Genomic DNA, 21,714 nt, shown 5'->3' with positions numbered 1-21,714 from the left:
AGGACGGAAAAGCCGAGCAATCGGCCAGAGGTATTCCCCATGGCACCGCGCATTCTGCTGGCCCGGCACGGGCAGACGGAGTGGTCCCTCTCCGGCAAGCACACCGGACATACGGACATTCCGCTCCTGGAGGAGGGCCGCCGCGGCGCCAAGCTCCTGGGCGAGCGGCTGCACCGCGCGCCCTGGGACGGGCTGCCGGACGTCGAGATCCGCACCAGCCCCCTGGTGCGCGCGAAGGAGACCTGCGAGCTGGCCGGCTTCGGCGACCGGGCGCAGGACTGGGACGCGCTGATGGAGGTCGACTACGGCGCGTACGAGGGCCTGACCCCGGCCGAGATCAAGGCCGGCCGCCCGGACTGGCTGATCTGGCGCGACGGCGTCCCCGAGGGCGAGACGCTGGCCGAGGTCGCGGCGCGGGCCGACGAGGTCGTCGCGTGGGCGCGCTCGGCCGACCGCGACGTGCTGGTCTTCGCGCACGGCCACATCCTGCGCTCCCTGGGCGCCCGCTGGCTCGGGCTGGACGTCTCCTTCGCCGCCCGCATCCGCCTCGAACCGACGTCCCTGTCGGTGCTGGGCTGGGCGTACGGGGAGCCGGCGATCGAGCGCTGGAACGACACCGGCCACCTGGGCTGACCACCCCCGGCCCGCTGGGCGGGCCCCGCGCCCGCCCGCCTCTCAGGCCGTATGCGCGTCCGCCCGCCGCCCCGCGTGGCCGCCGGGCGCCTGCTGCGTTCCCTGCCGGGCCCCCTTGCGGCCCTGCGACCGGGCCGCGGCGTACCGGTCCAGGAACGCGCCGACCTCGTCGTCCCCGCCCCCGGCCGCACGCCGGTACGGCCGCAGCACCCGCGCCGTCGAGTCGAGCATCGTCCGGATACGGGCCGACCGGACGTCCTCCAGGAGCACGAGCACCCGCGTCCCGGCCGCCGCCGCTTCCTCCGGGGCCCGGCTGTGCGCGAGATCACCCGCCAGTTCCGCGGTGAACAGGGCGATGTTGCGGGTGAAGTGCGGGTCCTGGAGCGCCACCGCCCGGCGCGCGTTCGCCGCCGCGCGCTCCTGCTCGCCCAAGGCCGACCAGCACTGCGCCTCCAGGCCCGCCAGCTCGGCCTCCCCGTAGAAGGACATCCACTCCGGGTCGCGGTCGCCGGGCCCCTCGGCGAAGAGCCGCTGCGCCCGCAGCAGCGCCCGCTCGCAGTTCCTGCGCTCGCCCAGCCCCGCCCAGCCGCCCGCCTCGCGCAGCGCCAGCAGCGACAGCAGGCGCGGCGACCCCGACTTCTTGGCGGCCTGCTGCGCGGCCTGTGCCGCGCGCACGGCCTCCCGGGGGCGGTTCGCGTCCCGCGCCAGGAACGCCGTGTTGCAGAACGCGTGCGCCTCCAGGGCGGCGTCCCCGGCGACCCTGGCGGTGGCCAGCGCCTCGGCGTAGTGCGAGCGCGCGTCCCCGAAGCGCCCCGAGTCGTGCGCCAGCCAGCCCACGGAGATGGCCAGTTCGCCCGCGCCCGCGTGCAAGCGGTCGCTGACCGACCGGCGGTGCACGCCGGCGTCCAGCAGCTCGTACGCGGCGCGCAGCGGCTTGGCGGCGCGCCGGTACAGCCCCTCGCCGCCGTGCCGGTCGTCCAGCACCCGGATGCGGCGCACCGCCTCCTCCACCGCCGCCGCCTCGCTCTCGCCGGCCCGGCCGCGGGCGCCAAGTACGCGGGGGGCGGCGGCCTGCGGGGTGGACGGGGCCAGCGCGGTGAGCCCCAGTGCGGCGGCCGGGCCGCCCGTGATGAACGCGCGGCGCAGCACGTCGCCCTCCTTGCCGGTCTGGATACCTGTATCGCGGTGGCCGGGCCCGGACGCGCCCGCGGCCTGCGGCCCGTTGCCGGCCGCCGTACGGGCCTTGCGGCCGCGTACCGTCTCGCGCGGCGCGAACCCCAGGTCGCCGAGCGTGAGCCCGGGGAACATGTGGCGGAACACCCGTTCGTAGGCGTAGTTCGGGCACCGGATCTCCCCGGCCTCGACGCGGCCGACGTACCGGGCGTCGCACGCGACCTGTTCACCGATCTCGCGGGCCGCCCGGCGCACCGCCGCGGCGAACTCGCCCGGCGACAGCCGGCCGCGCAACTGCCGGAAGGCGCTGTTCGGCTGTGCGGGAACATCCCGGGACGACGCTGATCTCGCGGCTGGCGACGCCATGGCAGACCCTCCGAGCCCTCTCCGTGGCAGTGCCGCGGCCTGGCGGTGCGGCGCGACGACCGTACTAGCTGTGACCGGCCCGACACGCAGGGTTTGGCTACAAAACGGATATCTCACGCACGATCCGCCATGAACTGCCATTCTTTGCGGCGTCACACCGCCGTAGCCGTTGACGTGTCCGGACGTTGAACAGGAGGCAAAGGCAGCGGCGCGTGCGAGGAGGGGTTCTCCGTGTGGGAGACCGGTGTGGGCAACGGCGTCAACACCGCCGTGGGCGGCGAGGCGGGTACGGACGGTACGGCGCACGGCGGTGTCATCGGGCGCGCGGCACACACCAACGGGCGGGCCGCCAAGGCGGGTTCGCCGGCCGCCGACCGGCGCTGGCCCTCCGCGGAGCGCAGCGTGCTCCCCGAAGCCCCCAGGACCTGCGACCTGGTGACCGTGCCGGCCCGCCAGGGCCTGGAGGCGGTCGACATCCTGCGGCTGCGCGACGGCGTCGGCCCGGTCCTGCACGACGGCGCGTGCGACACCCTCGGCTTCCTGGTGCCACCGGGCACGGCCGACGGCTGGGACCTGCCGGGCAGCGCCTGTACGCAGACCTACCGGCGCGCGGTGGCGGACGAGGACGCCGGCGACGCCCCCGCCGAGCCCCCCGTCACGGGCACCGACTGGCTGGTGGCCCCCGAAGGGGCATACGGCGCGGCCACCGACCCCGCCGTCCTGCGCGAGGCCCTCGGCGAGGCGGCCCGCACGATCGAGGCCGTCGACCGCTGCCAGTGAGCCTCGCTCCCTGCCCGCCCCCTCCGCACGGCCTGACCTGGGGATACGCGGCATACTGGAGGGATGGCGAAGAGCAGGCGCGGCCGGTCCCGTACGGGGCCCGAGGCCGTGGTGGAGACCGTGGACGGCGGCGTGGCCGAGCTGCGTCCCGACCGTGACCGGCCGCGCGGCTGGACGCTCTTCATCGACGGTGCCCCGCAGTCGCACGTGGACCTGGACGACCCGACGTACCTGGACTTCGTGTACCAGCGCAGGCTCGGCCACATCGTCGACCTCGCCGCGCCGCCCGGCAGGCCCCTCCAGGTGGTGCATCTGGGCGGCGGCGCGCTGACGATGGCGCGCTACGTCGCGGCCACCCGGCCCCGCTCGACCCAGCAGGTCGTGGAGATCGACGCGCCGCTGGTCCAACTGGTCCGCCGCGAACTCCCCTTGGACGGCGGCTGGCGGATCAGGGTGCGCGGCGCGGACGCGCGCGAAGGGCTCGCCAAGATCCCGGACGGCTGGGCGGACCTGGTCGTCGCGGACGTGTTCGGCGGCGCCCGCACCCCCGCCCACCTGACCAGCACCGAGTTCGCGGGGGAGGTCGCGCGGGCGCTGCGGCCCGGCGGCTGGTACGCGGCGAACCTCGCGGACGGCCCGCCGCTGGCCTTCGTACGGGCGCAGGTCGCCACGGTCCGTACCGTCTTCCCCGAGGTGTGCCTGACCGCCGATCCGGCTGTCCTGAGGGGCAAGCGCTTCGGGAACGCCGTCCTGCTCGCCGCCACCGGGGAGCTTCCGGTCGCCGAACTGACCCGGCGGGCCGCCACCGACCCGCAGCAGGGCCGCGTCGAACACGGGCGCGCCCTCCTGGACTTCACCGGGGGAGCGCAGCCGGTGACGGACGCGACCGCGGTGGCCTCCCCGGCGCCGCCGCCCGCCGTCTTCAAGTGAACGGCACGTCCTTCACGTCGCGTGACTGTCCGTCTGCACCATCGGTGCGTGCCCGTTCCACGCGCAGATCACCGACACGTGGCCCGCGCCGCCCGTGAAGTCGACCCGGATCCAGGTGTCCTGCTTCCACACCTGCATCTGCCAGCCCGTGTCCGGGGTGGCCGACACCAACTGGGCGGACGCGGTGCCCATGTCGAGGACCACCCGGCCGCCGGCGGTGGCGTAGCTCTGGACCGAGCCGCTGGTGGCGGGGGAGGTGCCGCCGGGCGGCGGGTGCTGACCCGGCCCCGCGGCGTTTCCGCCACCGCCGGGGCCTGCGGCCTTGGGAGGTTCTGCCGCTTTCCCGGTCTTCCCCGGGCGGGCGGAGGCGGAACCGGACGGTTTGGGGCGGTGCGTGGAGGAAGCGCGCGGTGCGACGTCGTCGTCGGTACCGGCGTGTCCGGGCGGCGCGCTGTCGGACAGGGGGAGCGCGCGTGGCGGGTCGTACGCCGTGCCGGCCAGCACGGTGTGCACGCCGAACCACGACAGGGTGACGGACGCGCCCGTCGCCAGCGTCCAGGCTGCCGTGTGAACCAGTCCTCTGTGCATCCGGCCCATACTGCACCACGTGCCGGAGGCGGTCAGCGGGCCGGATACGGAGTCCGCGGCGTCAACTCCGGGTCCCACGGCGTCAACCTCAGGTAAAGAAAAGCACTCGAATGGCGTACGGTGCCGCCCATGGCAAGTGTGCTCGTCGTCGAAGACGACCAGTTCGTGCGCTCGGCCCTCATCCGGCACCTGACCGAGGCGTCCCACACGGTGCGCAGCGTCGGTACGGCACTGGAGGCGCTGCGCGAGGTGGCCCACGTCGGCTTCGACGTCGTCATCCTGGATCTCGGCCTGCCCGACCTGGACGGGGCCCAGGCCCTGAAGATGCTGCGCGGCATCACCGACGTACCGGTGATCATCGCCACGGCGCGGGACGACGAGGCCGAGATCGTCCGGCTGCTGAACGACGGCGCCGACGACTACCTCACCAAGCCCTTCTCGGTGGAACACCTCTCCGCCCGGATGGCCGCCGTGCTGCGCCGGTCCCGCGGCGGCGCGGCCCCGGGCGGCGAGCCGCCGTCCCGGATGCTCCAGGTGGGCGGCCTGTGCATCGACCCACTGCGCCGGCAGGCCGAACTGGACGGTACGGCGCTCGACCTGACCCGGCGCGAGTTCGACCTGCTGGCCTTCCTCGCCGGCCGCCCGGGCGTCGTCGTACCCCGCAGGGAACTGCTCGCCGAGGTCTGGCAGCAGTCGTACGGTGACGACCAGACCATCGACGTCCACCTCTCCTGGCTGCGCCGCAAACTGGGCGAAACGGCCGCCCGGCCGCGGTATTTGCACACCCTGCGCGGGGTGGGCGTGAAGCTGGAGCCACCGCTGTGAAGCCGGCGCGGGCCGCGGCCCCCCGGGAGCCGGCGCCGTGAGATGGGCCCTGGTCAAGGTGTGCCTGGCCGTCACCGCGATGGTCGTGGTGGCCTTCGCCGTACCGCTCGGGCTCGTCGTCAAGGAGATGGCCAAGGACCGCGCGTTCTCCAACGCCGAGCGGCAGGCGGCCACCATCGGCCCCGTCCTGGCCATCACCACCGACCGCACCCAGCTGGAGCGCGCCGTCGCGAGCGCCGAGACCGGGCCCGGCGGCCGCGTCGGCGTCCACGTGCCGGCGGACCGGAAGGGCGCGCCGCCCGCCGAGATCGGCTCGCGGCGGGCCAGGGCCGAGGACGTCGAGGCCGCCCGCGAACTCGGCCGCGCCTCCATCGCCCCGGTGCCCGGCGGCTCGGTGCTGCTCCAGCCCACCGCGGTCGCCGCCGGCATCGCGGTGGTCGAGGTGTACGTGCCGGACGCGGCGCTCACCAACGGCGTCGGCACGTCGTGGGCGGTGCTCGCGGGGGTCGGCCTGGCGCTCGTCGTCGGCTCGGTCGCCGTCGCCGACCGCCTCGGCACCCGTATGGTGCGGCCCGCCGAACGCCTCGCGGGCGCCGCCCACGACCTCGGCAAGGGCAAGCTCGGCGTACGGGTCAGGGAGGACGGCCCCAGGGAACTCCGCTCGGCCGCCGCCGCGTTCAACGCGATGGCCGACCAGGTCGTCCAGCTCCTGGCCAACGAACGCGAGCTGGCCGCCGACCTCTCGCACCGCCTGCGTACGCCGCTGACCGTGCTGCGCCTGAACGCGGCCTCGCTCGGCGAGGGCCCTGCGGCCGACCAGACGCGCGAGGCGGTCGCCCAACTGGAGCGCGAGGTCGACCAGATCATCCGTACGGCGCGGCAGCAGAGGGCGCACGCACAGCAGGTGGCCGCGGCGGCGGGCTGCGACGCGGCCGAGGTGATCCGGGAGCGGATGGACTTCTGGTCGGCGCTCGCGGAGGACGAGGGGCGCACGGTGCGCGTCGCGGGCGCGGACCGGCCGGTGCGCGTCCCTGCCGCGCGCCCCGATCTCGCCGCGGCGCTGGACGCGATGCTGGGCAACGTCTTCCGGCACACCCCCGAGGGCACCGCCTTCGCGGTGGACGTGCACAACGCCGAGGACGCGGTGATCGTCCTGGTGTCGGACGCCGGACCCGGCATCGCCGACCCGGACGCGGCCCTGCGGCGCGGCCACGGGGACGGCGGGGACGGCTCCACCGGGCTCGGCCTGGACATCGTGCGGCGCCTCGCGGAGTCGACCGGCGGGGACGTGCGCATCGGGCGGTCCGTGCTGGGCGGCACCGAGGTGCGGGTGTGGCTGGCGCTGGACGGCGCGCGCACGGCGCGCGCGGGACGCCGCCGGCGCACCGGTCGCCGCCTGCGCCGTCGGCTGGGCCGGCGCCTGGGCCGGTCGCGGGGGCGGCGCGCGGCCGGCCGTACGCAGGCGAGCGGTGAGTGAGCGGACCCGCACTCTCTGCCGTACCGGTTGCCGCCGCGCTTAACCGGTCCCTTTCGGTCCCTTAAGGCCGTCCTAAGCCTTGCGGCTGCCGTCGCGTAATGGGCTTTTGTCCGTTTGCTGATCGCTAGCGTGCGGGACGCACCACCGCACCTCCGTCCCCCCATGACGAACAGGCAGGCACGACATGAGTTCCTCGGCACACCGCCGCCGCATGAGCCGCAAGGCCAAGCTGGTCGGCGCGGCCTCGGCCGCCGCGCTGGCGGCCGGCGGCGCCTTCGCGGTCGCCGGTTCGGCACAGGCCACCAGGGCGCCGGAAGCCGGTACGACGGCCAAGGCCGGCGCCGCCTTCTCCCCGTACGTCGACACCTCCCTGTACCCCGCGTACGACTTGGCCGACACCGCGAAGAAGACCGGCGTGAAGACCTTCAACCTCGCCTTCGTCACCTCCGGCGGCGGCTGCGAACCCAAGTGGGGCGGCTCGGGCGCCCTCGGCGACGACGCGGTGGCCAAACAGATACCCGCCCTGCGCAAGGCCGGCGGCGACGTACGGGTCTCCTTCGGCGGCGCCAACGGCTCGGAACTGGGCCTGGCCTGCAAGTCGGCGGGCGAACTGGCCACCGCGTACGGCAAGGTCGTCGACCGGTTCGCGCTGACCAAGGTCGACTTCGACATCGAGGGCGGCGCGCTGCCGGACGCCGCCGCCAACACCCGCAGGGCCCAGGCCATCGCCCAGCTCCAGAAGAAGCACCCCGGCCTGGACGTCTCCTTCACGCTGCCGGTCATGCCCGAGGGCCTGACGCAGGACGGCGTGAACCTGGTCGCCGACGCCAAGAAGAACGGCGTGCGGATCTCCGCCGTCAACATCATGGCGATGGACTACGGCGCTTCCTACGACGGCGACATGGGCACGTACGCCGTCCAGGCCGCCACCGCCACGCAGAAGCAGCTCAAGAAGACGCTCGGCCTCACCGACGCGGCCGCCTGGAAGACCGTCGCCGTGACGCCGATGATCGGCGTCAACGACGTGCAGAAGGAGGTCTTCAAGGTCGACGACGCCCGGGAACTGGTGAAGTTCGCCCAGCCCAAGCACCTGGCCTGGCTGTCGATGTGGTCCTCGACGCGGGACAAGGCGTGCCCCGGCGGCCCGCAGAACTCGGCGCAGCCGACGTGCAGTTCCATCGCGCAGGGCCCGCTCGACTTCACCAAGGCGTTCGGCACGTACAAGGGCTGACACCCCGTGCGGAGCCCCCCTGGCGGGACACAGCGGCCACCCCCCACCGCTGTGTCCCGCCGCCCTTATGAGGCGGTCGCATCGGGGCTCAGGGCGGGCAGCGCGTTGGCGCGCGCGACGTCCGCGTACCAGTGCGCGCTCGCCTTCGGCGTACGGGCCTGGGTGGTGAAGTCCACGTACACCGCGCCGAACCGCTTGCCGTAGCCGTACGCCCACTCGAAGTTGTCCAGCAGCGACCACTGGAAGTAGCCGCGCAGGTCGGCGCCCTCGCTGAGCGCGCGGTGCGCGGCGGCGAGGTGGGAGTGGAGATAGGCGATGCGGTCCTGGTCGTGCACCGCCCCCTCGGCGTCCGGCCGGTCGTCGCAGGCCACGCCGTTCTCCGTGATGAACAGGGGCAGGCCGGGCGCCTCCCGGCGGTAGCGCATGAGCAGGTCGTAGAGACCGGTCGGATCGATGGACCAGCCCATCTCCGTACGGTCGCCCGGCGGTTGGTGAAAAGCCACCCGGTCGGCCCCTGGCCAGGGCGAACGCACCCCGGCGCCGTGCCCGTCGTGCCGCGGCACCGGGGCGTTGTCAGTGCTGCCTGATACCAATGTCGGTGTGTAGTAATTGATGCCCAGCGCGTCGAGGGGGTGCTTGATGACGGCGAGATCGCCATCGCGGACGAAGGACCAGTCGGTGATACGCGCGGTGTCCGCGAGGAGATCGGCGGGGTACGCGCCGCGCAGCAGGGGCCCGGTGAAGATACGCGTCGCCAGCGCGTCGATCTGCCGCTGAGCGTCCAGGTCCCCGGGCGCGTCCGAGCGGGCCCGTACGGCGGCCGGGTTGAGGCTGATCATGACCTGGCCGCGGGCGGGCAGCGTGGCGCGCAGCGCCTGGGCGGCGAGTCCGTGCGCGAGGTTGAGGTGGTGGGCCGCGCGCAGGGCCGCCTCGGGGTCGCTGCGGCCCGGCGCGTGCACACCGGACCCGTAGCCCAGGAAGGCGCTGCACCACGGCTCGTTGAGGGTGGTCCACCACTCGACGCGGTCGCCCAGCGCCTCGGCGACGATCGCCGCGTAGTCGGCGAAGCGCTGCGCGGTGTCCCGGTGCGGCCAGCCGCCTCCCGAGGCGGAGCCGCCGTGGATGTCGGCCTCCAGCTCCTGCGGCAGGTCCCAGTGGTAGAGGGTCAGCAGCGGCCGGATGCCGTGGGCGAGCAGGTCGTCGACGAGACGGCGGTAGAAGTCGAGCCCGCGCTGTACGGCCGGTCCGCGGCCGGTCGGCTGCACCCGCGGCCAGGAGACGGAGAAGCGGTAGGCGCCGAGCCCGAGGGCGGCCATCAGCTCCACGTCCTCGTGGCGCCGGTGGAAGTGGTCGACGGCGACGTCACCGGTGTCGCCGCCGGCGACCTTGCCCGGCGTGTGGCTGAAGGTGTCCCAGATCGACGGGGTGCGGCCGCCTTCACGGGCGGCGCCCTCGACCTGATAGGCGGCGGTGGCCGCACCCCAGAGGAAGCCGGGCGGGAAACGGAGGGGGCTGGACATGGCGGTACTCCCGTTCACGAGGGCGCTGCACACGGCGCGGGCCGTGCGGAGCGCGTGGCGCGAGTGGTGCATGTGGTGCGGGTGGTGCATGTGGTTCGCGAGGTCAGCCCTTGACCGCGCCCTGCATGATCCCGCCGACGATCTGCTTGCCGAACAGGACGAAGGCGACGAGCAGCGGCAGGGTGCCCAGCAGCGCGCCCGCCATGATCACGGACTGGTCGGGGATGTAGCCGCGGCCGAGGCCGGTCAGCGCGACCTGCACGGTCGGGTTGCCGTTCTGCGTCAGCGCGATGATCGGCCAGAAGAAGTCGTTCCACGCCTGGACGAAGGTGAGCAGCCCCAGCACCGCCATCGCCGGCCGGGCCGCGGGGAAGACGACGTGCCACACCACGCGCCAGCTGTTCGCGCCGTCCGTCCGCGCCGCCTCGATCAGCTCGGTGGGCAGCGCCTGCAGCAGGTACTGCCGCATGAAGAAGACACCGAAGGCGCTGACCAGGGTCGGCAGGATGACGGCCTGCAACTGGTCGGTCCACTCCAGCTCGGCGATGGTCATGAACAGCGGCACGACGCTCAGCTGCGGCGGCACCATCATCGTGCCGATCACCAGCAGGAGGAGCAGGTTCTTCGCCCGGAAGCGGAGCTTGGCGAAGGCGAACCCGGCGACGGTGGAGAAGACCACCGTCCCGGCCGCGATCGTGGTGGCGACCACCGTGGTGTTCAGCAGGGCGGCGCCCATGTTGGCGTCGGTCCAGGCCGTACCGAGGTTTTTCAGCAGGTTCCCGCCGAACCAGAAGGGCGGCGGGGTCTCGGCGAGCCGCGCGTTGTTGCGGGAGGCGGCGACGGCTGTCCACAGCAGCGGGAAGAGCGAGCCCGCGGTGAAGAGGACCAGCACCGCGTAGGTGACCTTCCCGCCGTGCAACTGCCGGCCGGCGCGTCGTGCTGTCATGGCTTCCCCTCACTGGTCGGCGCGCAGCCGGCGGGCGATCAGCGCGTTGACCGCGGCGATCACCAGCAGGATCAGGAACATGGTCCAGGCGATGGCCGAGGCCCGGCCGAGGTGGAGGTTCACCCACCCCTGCTCGTACAGGTACAGGCCCAGCGTCTGGTACTGGTGGTCGGCGCCGCCCGAGGCTCCGGCGCTGCCGCTGAACAGCAGCGGCTCGCCGAACAGCTGGGTGGCGCCGATCGTCGAGACGACGCAGGTGAAGAGGATCGTCGGGCGCAGCGAGGGGACGGTGACGTGCCGGAACTGCTGCCACCTGGACGCCCCGTCGAGCGCCGCGGACTCGTACAGGTCGTGCGGCACGGCCTGCATGGCGGCCAGGTAGATCAGCGCGTTGTACCCCGTCCACCGCCAGATGACGATCGTGGAGACCGCCAGCTTGGCGCTCCACGGGCCGTTCTCCCAGTCGATCCCTTCGATGTCGACGGTGCCCAGCAGCCAGTTGACCATCCCGTAGTCGCGCCCGAAGAGCAGCACGAACACCAGCGTCGCGGCGGCGACCGAAGTGGCGTACGGCGTGAGCACCGCCACCCGGAAGAACATGGAGCCGCGCAGCCGGTAGTTGAGCAGGTGCGCGATGCCCAACGCCATCAGCAGCTGCGGGACGGTGGAGACGACGCCGATGACGAAGGTGTTGCCAAGGGCGTTCCAGAAGAAGTCGTCGCCGAGCAGCCGGGTGAAGTTGCGCAGCCCGGCCCACTCCATGTCGGTGGGCGCCGTCAGCTCCACCCGGTGCAGGGCGGCCCACCCCGTGTACAGCAGCGGGAAGAGCCCGAAAACGGCGAAGAAGAGGAAGAAGGGCGCGATGTAGGCATACGGGCTCCAGCGCAGGTCCCGGCGGTAGCGGCGGCTCCGCCGTGCCCGCCGGCGGACGGCGGCGGCGCTGTCGGCACCGTCCGCCGGGGCGCCGCCGGGCACCGCCGGGCGGGGAGTCCGGTTGGTCACGGCCATCGCTCACTGGTCCAGCGCGTTGTCGATCGATGCGACCGCCGCCCGCCAGCCCTGCTCCGGCGTCTTGCCCTGCTGGTCGACCTGGAGAACGCCCACGTCGGTGATGTTCTGGTTGACGGTCAGGTCTTTCGGGCCGAGCACCTGCGTGGGGATGCCCTCGGCCGCCGCGGCGAAGATCTTTCCGATCGGCGCGTTCCCGAAGTACGGATGCTTGGCGTCCGCCACCTGGGGGAGCGAGTATGCCGCCCGCGCGCTGGGGAAGCTCGCCTGCTTCGCGAAGAGCTTCGCCTGCTGTTCGGGCGCGGTCAGCCAGGCCGCCAGCTTGACCGCCTCGCTCTTGTGCCGGCCCGCCTCGGGCACGGCCAGGAAGGAACCGCCCCAGTTGCCCGGCTTGGGCGCGGCGGCCACGTCCCAGACGTCCTCGCCCTGCTTCCCGGACTTCTCCTTGATGTAGCCGAGCATCCACGGCGGGCAGGAGACCGTCGCGAAGCGGCCGTTGGCGTACGCCTGGTCCCACGACTTCTGGAACTGCTGCAGCCGGGCGGTCATCTTCCCCGTCGCCGCGCGCATCGCCGCGTCCCACGCCTGCCGCACCGACGGGCTGTCCTTGTAGACCAGCTTGCCGCTCTTGTCGTAATAGCGTTCGGCGCTGCTGGAGAGCACCGCGTTGTAGACGCCGGCCGCGGAGTCGACGAAGGCCGTGCCGCCCGGGGCCTTGGCCATGTACCGCCGGCCCGTGTCGAGGTACTTCTTCCAGTCGCCCGCCCACAGCGCGGCTACCGCGTCACGCTCGGTCGGCAGCCCGGCCTTGGCGAAGAGGTCCTTGCGGTAGCAGACCGCCATCGGCCCGATGTCGGTGCCCAGGCCCACGGTCTTCCCGCTCCGGTCCGTCGCCTGCGCCCACTTCCAAGGGATGAAGTCGGCCTTGCGCACGCCCGGCGCCTTCGCGAGGTCGACGAGCTTGCCCGCCTGGGTGGAGGCGACCTCGGCGATGTTGTTGACCTCGATCGCCTGGATGTCGGCGAGCCCGCTGCCGGTGCTCAGGTGGGTGAGCAGCTGCGGGTAGTAGTTCTCGTTCCGTTCGATGGAGGTCTCTTTGATCGTGACGTCCGGGTGCTGCTTCATGTACGCGTCGTAGAGACCGGCCTGCTTGTAGCCGAAGACGCCGAAGACGCCGACCGTCACGGTGGTCTTCCCCGCGCCGCCGCCCGGCGACCCCGACGCGCCGGACCGGTCGCTGTCCTCGGCGCAGCCGCCGAGCAGCCCGGCCCCGAGCACGGCGACGGCCGCGCAGGCCACGGCGCGTCCACGGGTGCCGCGGATCGTTGTTCGCATTGCGTCTCCTCCTGGTGCCCTGCCGACCTCGGGTGCGGGAATCGGGGTGTCCAGTACTGTGGGAGCGCTCCCAGTCGTGATGAAGTGAAGAGTCGCCGTTCCCCCGGAGCGTGTCAAGGGATCGCGCGCCAACACCCCTGCGGCGGTTCGTTGTTGAATGTGGGGCCAGGAGCCCGGGCAAGCGGAGGCGACGATGACACCAGACGGACGGCGAGGGGGCGGCCGGCCCACTCTCGAACAGGTCGCCGCGCGCGCGGGCGTCGGCCGCGGCACGGTCTCCCGCGTGATCAACGGCTCGCCCAAGGTCAGCGAACGGACCCGGACCCTGGTGCAGCAGGCCGTCGCCGACCTCGGCTACGTCCCCAACCGCGCCGCCCGCGCCCTGGCGGCCAACCGCGCCGACACCGTCGCCCTGGTCGTACCGGAAACCGAGACCCGGCTCTTCGCCGAGCCCTACTTCTCCGGCATCATCCGCGGCGCCGGCAGCGAACTGGCCGACCACGACATGCAGTTGCTGCTCACCCTGATCCGCACCTCCAAGGAGCGCCGGCGGTTCGCCGACTACCTGGCCGGCCACCGCGTGGACGGGGTGCTGCTGGTCTCCGTGCACGGCGACGACCCGCTGCCCGACCTGCTGGCAGGCATGGCGATACCGACCGTCCTCAACGGCCGCCGCTCGGCCGGGGAGACGGCCGCGTACGTGGACTCCGACAACGCGGGCGGCGCGCAGGCCGCGGTGGAGCACCTCATCGGCCGCGGCCGGCGCCGGGTCGCCACCATCGCGGGGCCGCCCGACATGTACGTGGCCCACTGCCGCCTGGACGGCTACCGGCAGGCCCTGCGCGTCGCGGGCCGCCCCGAGGACCCCGGTCTGATCTCGCACGGCGACTTCACGGAGGAGGGCGGCCGCCGCGCCATGCGCGAACTGCTCGCCCGCCGCCCGGCGCTGGACGCCGTCTTCTGCGCCTCGGACGTGATGGCGGCGGGCGCCCGCCGGGAGCTGCGCGAGACGGGCCGCCGCATCCCGGACGACGTGGCCCTGGTCGGTTTCGACGACTCCGCGATCGCCCGCCACATGGACCCGGCGCTCACCAGCGTCCGCCAGCCGATCGAGGAGATGGGGCGGGCGATGGCGCGCCTGCTGATGGAGCAGATCACCGGCCGCGGCGGGCCGGCCTCGCGCGTCCCCGCGTCCCTGGCCGCCGCGCACCTGGTGCTACCGACCGAGCTGGTCCGCCGCGCCTCGTCCTGAGGGCGGCGCGTACGGCCCCGGGCCCAGGCAGCCGCGCGAACGGGAGCACGCGAACGGGAGCGCCCGGGCAGGAGTGTCCGGACGCGCGCGAACGGGAGGGGCGTAAGCGAACCGCCGCCCCTCCCGCCCGTTCCCCGCGCCGCAGCTACAGGGACCCAGCTACCGCGCCCCGGCTACAGGGCCGGATACGCGTTCTTCAGCAGCTCCCGGAACTGCGCCGGGAACCAGTGCCCGGACAGCGGCGCGTCCGGCAGCGCCCCCGACCGGTGGTAGTTGTTGCGCGGATTGCCCTCGTACGCCGGGTCACACATCCGGTCGAAGCCCTTGCCCTCGTCGTTCGGGATCGCCGTGCTCGAACCGTCCGACTCGCCCGGCGGCTTCATCCACACGTACGCGTCGATGCCCGCCGCCGGCGCCGTCCGCGGGCGCTCGCCCAGCCCTGCCCCAGCCTGGTTGCACCAGTTGCCGACGTGAATCCTGCGGTCGTACCGGCCCCCGTCCACGAACGCGTCCACGCTCGTGCGCGGCCCGGGGCCGGCGGGCCGCGCACTGCCGCCCCAGCCGTTGCGCGAGGTGTCGATCAGCATGCCGACGTCCGCGCGGAACCCGGCCCGCACCGCCTCCTGGCGGAACGCCTGGGCGAACGACCGCTCGTCGGCGTAGCGGTTCCAGTCCACCCACTTCGACTCGCGCACCGAACGGCCCGCCACGCTGTCGCCGAGGGCGAAGTTCCGCTCCTCCAGCGCGCTGTAGTTGGCGGTGTTGGTGATGAAACCGTGCACCTTGTCGACCGTGCTGCCCTCAGCCGTGGCCGCTTGGTACAGCAGCCGCGCCGAGGCGCCGAAGTTGTCGTCCCAGCCGATCCAGCCGTGGTGTCCGGCATCCACGTAGTTGTAGACGTTGGGGACCGCGCCGAGCTTGTTGAGCGCGTACCCGACGCCTTTGACGTAGTTGCCGTTGGCGAGCATGGCGTCGCACTGCGGTGTGGCGGTGGCGCGCCCGCCCGTGTTGGTGACGAGGTTGGGCAGCGAGTCGAGCTCGACGGTGGTCACGATCCGCAGGGACGCGTACTTCGGGTCGGCGAGGACGGCGGCGATGGGGTCGATGTAGCGGGTCTTGTACGCGTCGATCTCCGTCGGGCCCAGTTCGCCGTTGGAGGCGAGGGCCGCGCAGTCCCGCCCCGGCAGGTTGTAGATCACCAGCTGGACCACGAGCGGCTTGCCCGCCGCCTGGCGCAAGGCCGTGTCCAGGTGGCCGCGCAGCCCCATCGTGCCGCCGGTGCCGCCGATCGCCGCGATGCGGTTGAGCCAGACGCCGGTGGGCTGCCCGGCGACCTTGCCGCCGCCGGGCTCGGCCGCCGCCTTGGCCGACCACTCCGGGTTCACGTACACCCCGGCGCCCGCGTACGGGTTGTCGACGCGCGCGGCCGTCGCCGCGTGGGCGGTGCCGGGCAGGGTGTCGGCGGCCCCGGCGGCGACCAGCAGCGCGCAGGCCGCGAGCGCGGCGGCGCGGACGGTCCGGACGGGGCGGCGTGGGGTGCGGGAACGGTTCTGCTGCGGTGCGGGAAGCTGTTCAGCGATGCGTCTCATGTGCGGGTCGTCCTTTCTCGATGGGGAAGTGACATGCCTTGAGGAACCAGCGCCCTGCCGGACCAGCGCTCCACCGGACCAGCGCTCCACCGGACCAGCGCCCTGCCGAACCAGGGGCCCGGCATTCGGTTCACGGCCTGGCATCCGATTCAGGGATCCGGCCCGGCATCCCGTTCAGGAGCCCGGCCCGGCAGCCGGTTCAAGAAGCCGCAGCCCGGCTCAGCGCCCGCAGGTGGTCGCGGAGCCCGGCGCCGTACGTGGTGGGCGTCCCCGCGTAGTCGCGGATCAGCGCGGGGCCGGCCGCGCAGTCCCAGGTGTTCCAGGTCCAGCCCAGGTACGAGGCGCGGCGCCCGTCCAGCCACCGCATGGCGCGGTCGGTGAAGCCGTGGGCGCAGGTGTTCTCGCCGATCTCGCCCGCGACGAGCGGTACGCGGTCGGCGACCGGGCCCAGCGTGCGGGTCCAGCAGTTCTCGTCGGCGCAGGCGTTGAAGTTGTAGCCGTGCCAGGCGGCGGCCAGGTTGCCCGCCGGGTCCTTCGGCGCGTACGCGAGCCACCGGCCGAGGTCGTTGGCGTACGCGAGGCCGCCGGCCAGCACCGGGTTGCGGGCGCCGGTGGTGCGGACGGCGTCCAGCAGCGTCTGCATGCCGGCGACCTCGTAACCGATGCCGGGGCAGTTTCCGCCGTCCCGCCAGCAGGCCCACGCCCGTTCGGTGTCCGGCGTGGCCCGGTCCGGGTACGGCTCGTTGAACAGGTCGAAGACCACCTCGGGCGCGCCCTTGAAGGCGGTGGCGACCGAGGACCAGAAGGCGGGGGAGTAGCGCCGGTCCGGCATGGGCTTCTGGCAGCTCGCGTGCTCGTCGGCGCAGCCGGCCGAGGGGCCGGTGTAGCGGCCGTGGCTCCAGTGCAGTTCGAGGATCGGTGTCAGGCCGTGGGACGTGAGCCGTCGTACGTAGTCGCGTACCGCAGAGGTATAGGCGGCGCCCGCGTACCGGGGGTCGATGTTCGCCGTGCCGAGCCAGCACTCCTCGTTGAGCGGGACGCGCACGGCGTTGGCGCCCCAGCTCGCGATGGCCGCGACGGACGTGTCGTCCACCGGCCCGTCGAAGATCCCGCGGCCCTGTACGCAGGAGAACTCGGCGCCGGAACGGTTCACCCCGAGCAGGCGGCGCTCGGCGCCTGCGGGGTCGGCGAACCGGTTGCCCGCGACGTGCAGCCGGGGTGGCGGCGCCGGGTGGGAGGCGGCGGGTGCGGCTCCGTCCGGCGCGGTGGGGGCGGGCGGCCCGGGCGGCGGCGCGGCGCCCGGAAGCGCGAGCAGCGCGGCCACCGCCAGGGCGTACCAACGTACGGGTCTGCGCATGAGCGACTCCTCGGATCGTGCGCGGGCGCCATGGCCCGCGACGGATGGAATCGCTCCCACTGGTTGCTCGGAGGCTAGTGCCAACTGCGCGGGAAAAACAGGGGAGTTCCGGAACTGTGCGTACCAAGTGCGGCGTCACGTCCCGGAAGTCTCCCTCTTGACGGACCGCCCGCCCGTCCCGATGCTTGGGAGCGCTCCCACTGGTACAGCGGAATCCTCGCGGCCACGGCGCCCCCTGATCACGCCGGGCCGCGCACCTCCGTACGGAAGGAGATCGGCGTACTGCCCGTGCGGTGCTGGAAGAACTTCGCGAAGTTCGCGGCGTCGGCGAAGCCGAGGCGTACGGCGATCCGGGCCGCGGTCTGGTCCCCGTGGGCCAGCAGGCGCTTGGCCTCCAGCACCACACGGCGGTCGATGAACTCCTTGGCGCCCACTCCGGCGGCGGCCGCGGTCGCGCGGGAGAGAGTGCGGGGCGAGTAGCCGAGCGCCCGCGCGTAGTCCTCGACGCGGCGGGTGCGCGTGAAGCCGCGCTCGACCGCGTCACGGAAGCGCAGGAAAGTTTCCCCCGCCTCGCAGACGCCGTCCCCGTCCCGTACGTCCCCGTCCTGCGCGCCTCCTTCCCGTACGTCCCCGTCCTGCGTGCCTCCTTCCCGCGCGCCCCCCGCGGGCGCCGACAGCCGGGAGGCCCGCAGCACCAGTACGGCCAGCAGGTGCCGCAGCACCTCGATGTGCAGTTCCAGCGGCAGGCCGCGCAGGGCGCCGAATTCCTGGTGGAGGTGGCGCAGGGCACTGTCCACCGCCTGCGCCTGTACCCCTTCCGGGTGGTGCACCGCGGGGCCGAACCAGTCCTCCAGGCGGGCCGCGGCCGCCGTGGCCGGATCGAGGAAACCGGATTCGAACAGCACCAGCCGGCCTTCGGCCTCCGACAGGTCGCCGAAGTGGTGGACCTGCCCCGGACGCACCCACATCCAGTCATTCACGGACAGCTCATACTTTCGGAAGTCCACCGTGTGCCGGAGCCGCCCCCGGTCCACCACGAACAGGTGGTGGAAGTCCGGGCGGTGCGGGACGGCGAGGGTGCAGGTGTCCGCGCGCCCGCGCAGCTCGGCGAGGGTCAGCACCTCCACCCCGGCCGGCCGCCCGGCGGGCGCCGTGAACGCCACCGCCGGGATGCTCTCCCCGCCGTCTTCGGAAGCGTGTCGTTTTTTCACCATCAGTGGTCCTGTGCCTACCCCGGTATGTCCTGCTACTGCCTCTAGCGTAGAAGACGTCAGCGCGGCTGATGACGGAAAAAGGAAACCCAGAGCGCGCCCCGACAGGGGCACAGGGAGAAGTGAAATGTCCAAGATTGCGATTTTCGGAGCCAACGGCACCATCGGCAGCCGCGTCCTCGACGAGGCGCTGCGCCGCGGCCACCAGGTCACCGCGGTCGTCCGCGACCCCGCGAAGATCTCCAAGAACGACCCGAACCTGACCGTGATCACCGGCGACATCCTCGACCCCGCCTCCGTCGCGGCGGCGGCGCAGGGGCAGGACGTGCTGGTCAGCGCGGTGGGTGGCGGCGACGGGCCGGGCCACATCGCGACGATCAAGCCCGCCGCCGAGGCCCTGGTCGCCGGCCTGCGCAGCCTCGGCGAGGCCGCACCCCGGCTGGTCACCGTCGGCGGCGCCGGCTCGCTCCGCAAGTCGGACGGCACGCAGGTCTGGGACGCCGAGGGCCTGCCGGAGTTCCTGCTCCAGATCATGCACGCGCACGGCGACGCGCTGGACTACTACCGCACCGTGACGGACGTGCGGTGGACCAACGTGAGCCCGGCGGCCCTGATCGAGCCCGGGGAGCGTACGGGCACCTACCGCACCGCCCTGGACGACCTGGTCGTCGACGCGGACGGCACCAGCCGGATCTCCGCCGAGGACTACGCCGTCGCCCTCCTCGACGAGGTCGAGAAGCCGCAGCACGTCGGCGAGCGCTTCACCGTCGGCTACTGAGCCGCCGCCCGTACGGCAGGCGCCCGGTGCGGAGGGCGCCCCGTACAGCCCCGCCTGACAACCGCAGGCACCAACGACTAGGGCCCCCGGACGCTTTCACGTCCGGGGGCCCTACTCGTTGGGGTGAGTAACGGGACTTGAACCCGCGACATCCTGGACCACAACCAGGTGCTCTACCAGCTGAGCTATACCCACCATGACCGGTGCTGTGTGGTGTCTTGTTCCCCACCGGCTGAGAAAAAGTGTACAGGGTCTGAAGGGGTGCTCGCTCCCGGCTCCGGGGGGAACCGGGAGCGAGCTGCGTCACTACGAGTCCGCGGGCAGGACGTACTTCGCCGCGATGGTCTTCGCGGTGTCCGAGTCCGGGCCGGGCTGCGGCACGAAGACCGCCTCCCGGTAGTAGCGGAGCTCCGCGATGGATTCACGGATGTCCGCCAGGGCGCGATGGTTCCCGTTCTTCTCCGGACTGTTGAAGTACGCCCTCGGGAACCAGCGCCGGGCCAGTTCCTTGACGGACGACACGTCCACGATCCGGTAGTGCAGGTGGCTCTCCAGCTCCGGCATGTCGCGGAGCAGGAAGCCCCGGTCGGTGCTGACGGAGTTGCCGCACAGCGGTGCCCGGCCGGGTTCCGGTACGTGCTGCTTGATGTACTGGAGCACCTGTTCCTGCGCGTCCTCCAGGGTGGTGCCGCTGTCCAGCTCGGCCAGCAGCCCGGAGGAGGTGTGCATCTGGCGCACGACCTCCGGCATGGTGGTCAGGGCCTCGGCCGGGGGGCGGATCACGATGTCCACCCCGTCGCCCAGGACATTCAGCTCCGAGTCGGTGACCAGGGCGGCCACCTCGATGAGCGCGTCGTTCGCCAGCGAGAGCCCGGTCATCTCGCAGTCGATCCACACCATGCGATCGTTCATACGTCTCACCCTACGGGGCGTTCCCGTTGGCTGGGCAGCACCGGGCGGCCCCCCGGCCGTCCGGGGGACTGCTCCGGAACCCGGGGCGCATAGGCGTCGGATTCCGGTTTGCCCGGTTCCGTCGGCGCGAGAGCCGTGGCCTGGCTGTGCACCGGCTGGCCGTGGCCCGCCGTACTGTGCCCCGGCTGGCCGCCCGACCCGTGGCCGCCCGGACCGTACCCGCTCTGCGGGTGGCCGCCCGGACCGTGCCCTCCTTGCGGGTGACCTTGCGTGTGACCGGCCGGGCCCATTCCCCCTTGGACGTGGCTCGCCTGGCCGTGGTGCAGCTGGCCGTGGCCGGCCGGCAGGTGGCCCGCCGCGGCGGCGGCGAACCGGTCCGCGCCGGCGCCGGGACGCTCGCCGCGCTCCGGCCGGTCGGCCCGGCCTGCCTGCTCGGGCACCCCGTTCTGCGGCCTGCGCGCGCGGTACGCCGCGCGGTAGGCCGCGGGAGAGGCACCCAACTGGCGCCGGAAGTGGCCGCGCAGCGCGACCGGCGACCGGAAGCCGCAGCGTCCGGCGACCTCGTCCACGGAGTAGTCGGAGGTCTCCAGCAGCCGCTGGGCCTGTAGAACGCGCTGGGTGATCAGCCACTGCAGCGGAGCGCTCCCGGTCAGGGACCGGAAACGGCGGTCGAAGGTGCGGCGGCTCATGTACGCGCGGGCCGCCAGCGTCTCCACGTCGAACTGCTCGTGGAGGTGTTCCAGCGCCCAGGCCACGACCTCGGCGAGCGGATCGGCGCCGATCTCCTCCGGTAATGACCTGTCCAGGTACCTCTGGTGCCCCAGGTCCGACGCGGTGCGCCGGGGCGGGACCACCAGCCGCCGGGCGAGCGCGTTGGCCGCGTCCGCCCCGTGGTCGGTACGGACGATGTGCAGGCACAGGTCGATGCCGGCGGCGGTCCCCGCGCTGGTCAGCACGTCGCCGTCGTCGACGAAGAGCTCGCGGGGATCGACGTGGACGGACGGGTAACGCTTGGCGAGCGTCGGCGCGTACATCCAGTGGGTGGTCGCGGGCCTGCCGTCGAGGAGCCCTGCGGCGGCGAGCACGAAGGCCCCCGTGCAGAGCCCGACGATGCGGGCCCCTTCTTCGTGCGCCCGGCGCAGCGCGTCCAGCGCGGCCGGTGGTGGTGCCTGTGTGATGGACCGCCAGGCCGGCACGACGACCGTGCCCGCGCGGGCGATCGCCTCCAGCCCGTAGGGGGCCGACAGTTCGAGCCCCCCGGTGGTGCGCAAAGGCGCATCTTCGCCCGCGCACACAAGTAGTCGGTACCGCGGAACACCCGCGTCCTGGCGGTCGATGCCGAAGACCGAGAGCGGAATGGAGCTCTCGAAAATCGGGCCGCCACTGAAGAGGAGCACCGCGACTATTTCGCGGCGTCGTCGGGCGGCGAGCTTGCGTGCGGCATCTGGTACGGCAGCGGAGTCCTGGCTCATGGCACTTAAGCCCCCCTCGGTCGTCTCGCCCTCTCGGTCCTGCACTGTTCCCCCGCCGTGATTGCCAAGATCGAATCTACTGCGTCCCGTGAGGATGGAGTGCCAAGTTCACCACCCGCTCGTATGTCGATATGGCAACTTGGCGCGAAGCATTCGATCACGAAGCGTTCCACTCGTCGGGCCTGCTGGGAAGTACGCCTCTCGCCTCTGCCCGTAAGCCGTAGGGCACAACCATGCCCGGCGGTCCTTTCCTCGCAGCTCAGGCCCAGGTTGCCGGTCGCTTTTGCCAAGAGATGCACCCGAACCCGAAGTTGGCCGAAAACGACCCTGG

Annotated in this window: 19 protein-coding genes and 1 tRNA gene; 8 read left to right on the top strand and 12 right to left on the bottom strand. The window is 72.9% G+C overall.

Translation table 11 applies throughout. The features are described 5' to 3' along the window. Positions 1 to 39 precede the first annotated feature (39 nt). Positions 40 to 633 carry a histidine phosphatase family protein gene (locus ACH4OW_RS13770; protein WP_360122987.1) on the top strand — a complete coding sequence of 198 codons (594 nt, stop codon included), beginning with the start codon at positions 40 to 42 and terminating at the stop codon, positions 631 to 633. Between the two features lie 42 nt (positions 634 to 675). On the opposite strand, the gene ACH4OW_RS13765 is transcribed toward ACH4OW_RS13770, so the two are convergent. Then, positions 676 to 2,172 (bottom strand): tetratricopeptide repeat protein, encoded by a 1,497-nt coding sequence (locus ACH4OW_RS13765; protein ID WP_398027524.1) that lies wholly within the window; start codon positions 2,170 to 2,172, stop codon positions 676 to 678. A gap of 231 nt (positions 2,173 to 2,403) precedes the next feature. Between ACH4OW_RS13765 and ACH4OW_RS13760 the strand changes: the two genes are divergently transcribed. Beyond that, positions 2,404 to 2,952, top strand: a complete 549-nt coding sequence (locus ACH4OW_RS13760) for a hypothetical protein (protein ID WP_398027522.1) — start codon at positions 2,404 to 2,406, stop codon at positions 2,950 to 2,952. 63 nt (positions 2,953 to 3,015) lie between these two features. Then, a complete protein-coding gene (locus tag ACH4OW_RS13755; protein ID WP_360122981.1) occupies positions 3,016 to 3,882 on the top strand; it encodes a fused MFS/spermidine synthase in 867 nt (288 codons plus the stop codon). Positions 3,883 to 3,894: 12 nt separating this feature from the next. Here ACH4OW_RS13755 and ACH4OW_RS13750 read toward each other — a convergent pair whose 3' ends face one another. Further along, a complete protein-coding gene (locus ACH4OW_RS13750; protein WP_398027520.1) occupies positions 3,895 to 4,470 on the bottom strand; it encodes a hypothetical protein in 576 nt (191 codons plus the stop codon). 129 nt (positions 4,471 to 4,599) lie between these two features. Here ACH4OW_RS13750 and ACH4OW_RS13745 point away from each other — a divergent pair, with 129 nt between their 5' ends. The 3 genes from ACH4OW_RS13745 to ACH4OW_RS13735 all read left to right on the top strand — a co-directional run bounded on the left by ACH4OW_RS13745 (position 4,600) and on the right by ACH4OW_RS13735 (position 8,003). Continuing rightward, positions 4,600 to 5,295 (top strand): response regulator transcription factor, encoded by a 696-nt coding sequence (locus ACH4OW_RS13745; RefSeq protein WP_398027518.1) that lies wholly within the window; start codon positions 4,600 to 4,602, stop codon positions 5,293 to 5,295. A gap of 37 nt (positions 5,296 to 5,332) precedes the next feature. After that, the gene (locus ACH4OW_RS13740; RefSeq protein WP_360122975.1) at positions 5,333 to 6,772 is read left to right on the top strand and encodes a HAMP domain-containing sensor histidine kinase; all 1,440 of its coding nucleotides are present in this window, start codon (positions 5,333 to 5,335) and stop codon (positions 6,770 to 6,772) included. A 184-nt stretch (positions 6,773 to 6,956) separates the two neighbouring features. Then, entirely contained in the window at positions 6,957 to 8,003 is a 1,047-nt protein-coding gene (locus ACH4OW_RS13735; RefSeq protein WP_398027516.1) for a chitinase, read from the top strand. A 65-nt stretch (positions 8,004 to 8,068) separates the two neighbouring features. Here the strand turns inward: ACH4OW_RS13735 and ACH4OW_RS13730 are convergent, their stop codons facing one another. The 4 genes from ACH4OW_RS13730 to ACH4OW_RS13715 form a co-directional block, all read right to left on the bottom strand. Next, positions 8,069 to 9,523: a GH1 family beta-glucosidase gene (locus ACH4OW_RS13730; RefSeq protein WP_360122969.1), complete on the bottom strand. Its 1,455-nt coding sequence runs from the start codon at positions 9,521 to 9,523 to the stop codon at positions 8,069 to 8,071. A 103-nt stretch (positions 9,524 to 9,626) separates the two neighbouring features. Then, positions 9,627 to 10,469 carry a carbohydrate ABC transporter permease gene (locus ACH4OW_RS13725; RefSeq protein ID WP_360122966.1) on the bottom strand — a complete coding sequence of 281 codons (843 nt, stop codon included), beginning with the start codon at positions 10,467 to 10,469 and terminating at the stop codon, positions 9,627 to 9,629. A gap of 9 nt (positions 10,470 to 10,478) precedes the next feature. Next, positions 10,479 to 11,477, bottom strand: a complete 999-nt coding sequence (locus ACH4OW_RS13720; RefSeq protein ID WP_398027513.1) for a carbohydrate ABC transporter permease — start codon at positions 11,475 to 11,477, stop codon at positions 10,479 to 10,481. A 3-nt stretch (positions 11,478 to 11,480) separates the two neighbouring features. Next, complete coding sequence (locus ACH4OW_RS13715) at positions 11,481 to 12,812, bottom strand: extracellular solute-binding protein (RefSeq protein ID WP_398027511.1); 1,332 nt, start codon at positions 12,810 to 12,812, stop codon at positions 11,481 to 11,483. Between the two features lie 193 nt (positions 12,813 to 13,005). On the opposite strand from ACH4OW_RS13715, the gene ACH4OW_RS13710 reads away from it, so the two are divergent. Then, positions 13,006 to 14,064, top strand: coding sequence for a LacI family DNA-binding transcriptional regulator (locus ACH4OW_RS13710; RefSeq protein WP_398027509.1), 1,059 nt, complete (start codon positions 13,006 to 13,008; stop codon positions 14,062 to 14,064). Positions 14,065 to 14,237: 173 nt separating this feature from the next. Here ACH4OW_RS13710 and ACH4OW_RS13705 read toward each other — a convergent pair whose 3' ends face one another. The 3 genes from ACH4OW_RS13705 to ACH4OW_RS13695 all read right to left on the bottom strand — a co-directional run bounded on the left by ACH4OW_RS13705 (position 14,238) and on the right by ACH4OW_RS13695 (position 18,224). Then, complete coding sequence (locus ACH4OW_RS13705) at positions 14,238 to 15,653, bottom strand: glycoside hydrolase family 6 protein (RefSeq protein ID WP_398027507.1); 1,416 nt, start codon at positions 15,651 to 15,653, stop codon at positions 14,238 to 14,240. Positions 15,654 to 15,852: 199 nt separating this feature from the next. Further along, the gene (locus ACH4OW_RS13700) at positions 15,853 to 17,010 is read right to left on the bottom strand and encodes a glycoside hydrolase family 5 protein (protein WP_398027505.1); all 1,158 of its coding nucleotides are present in this window, start codon (positions 17,008 to 17,010) and stop codon (positions 15,853 to 15,855) included. Between the two features lie 239 nt (positions 17,011 to 17,249). Further along, entirely contained in the window at positions 17,250 to 18,224 is a 975-nt protein-coding gene (locus ACH4OW_RS13695) for an AraC family transcriptional regulator (protein WP_398027503.1), read from the bottom strand. A gap of 124 nt (positions 18,225 to 18,348) precedes the next feature. On the opposite strand from ACH4OW_RS13695, the gene ACH4OW_RS13690 reads away from it, so the two are divergent. Then, positions 18,349 to 18,999: an NAD(P)-dependent oxidoreductase gene (locus ACH4OW_RS13690; protein ID WP_398027501.1), complete on the top strand. Its 651-nt coding sequence runs from the start codon at positions 18,349 to 18,351 to the stop codon at positions 18,997 to 18,999. 119 nt (positions 19,000 to 19,118) lie between these two features. Here ACH4OW_RS13690 and ACH4OW_RS13685 read toward each other — a convergent pair. The 3 genes from ACH4OW_RS13685 to ACH4OW_RS13675 form a co-directional block, all read right to left on the bottom strand. Beyond that, positions 19,119 to 19,194, bottom strand: a tRNA-His gene (locus tag ACH4OW_RS13685). Positions 19,195 to 19,305: 111 nt separating this feature from the next. Next, positions 19,306 to 19,911, bottom strand: coding sequence for an oligoribonuclease (orn, locus tag ACH4OW_RS13680; RefSeq protein ID WP_398027499.1), 606 nt, complete (start codon positions 19,909 to 19,911; stop codon positions 19,306 to 19,308). A 5-nt stretch (positions 19,912 to 19,916) separates the two neighbouring features. Beyond that, positions 19,917 to 21,383 (bottom strand): helix-turn-helix domain-containing protein, encoded by a 1,467-nt coding sequence (locus tag ACH4OW_RS13675; protein ID WP_360122939.1) that lies wholly within the window; start codon positions 21,381 to 21,383, stop codon positions 19,917 to 19,919. Between the last annotated feature and the right edge of the window lie 331 nt (positions 21,384 to 21,714).

This window comes from Streptomyces sp. NPDC017056, assembly GCF_044332485.1.
Classification (GTDB): domain Bacteria; phylum Actinomycetota; class Actinomycetes; order Streptomycetales; family Streptomycetaceae; genus Streptomyces.
This window is presented reverse-complemented; position numbering and strand designations above follow the sequence as displayed.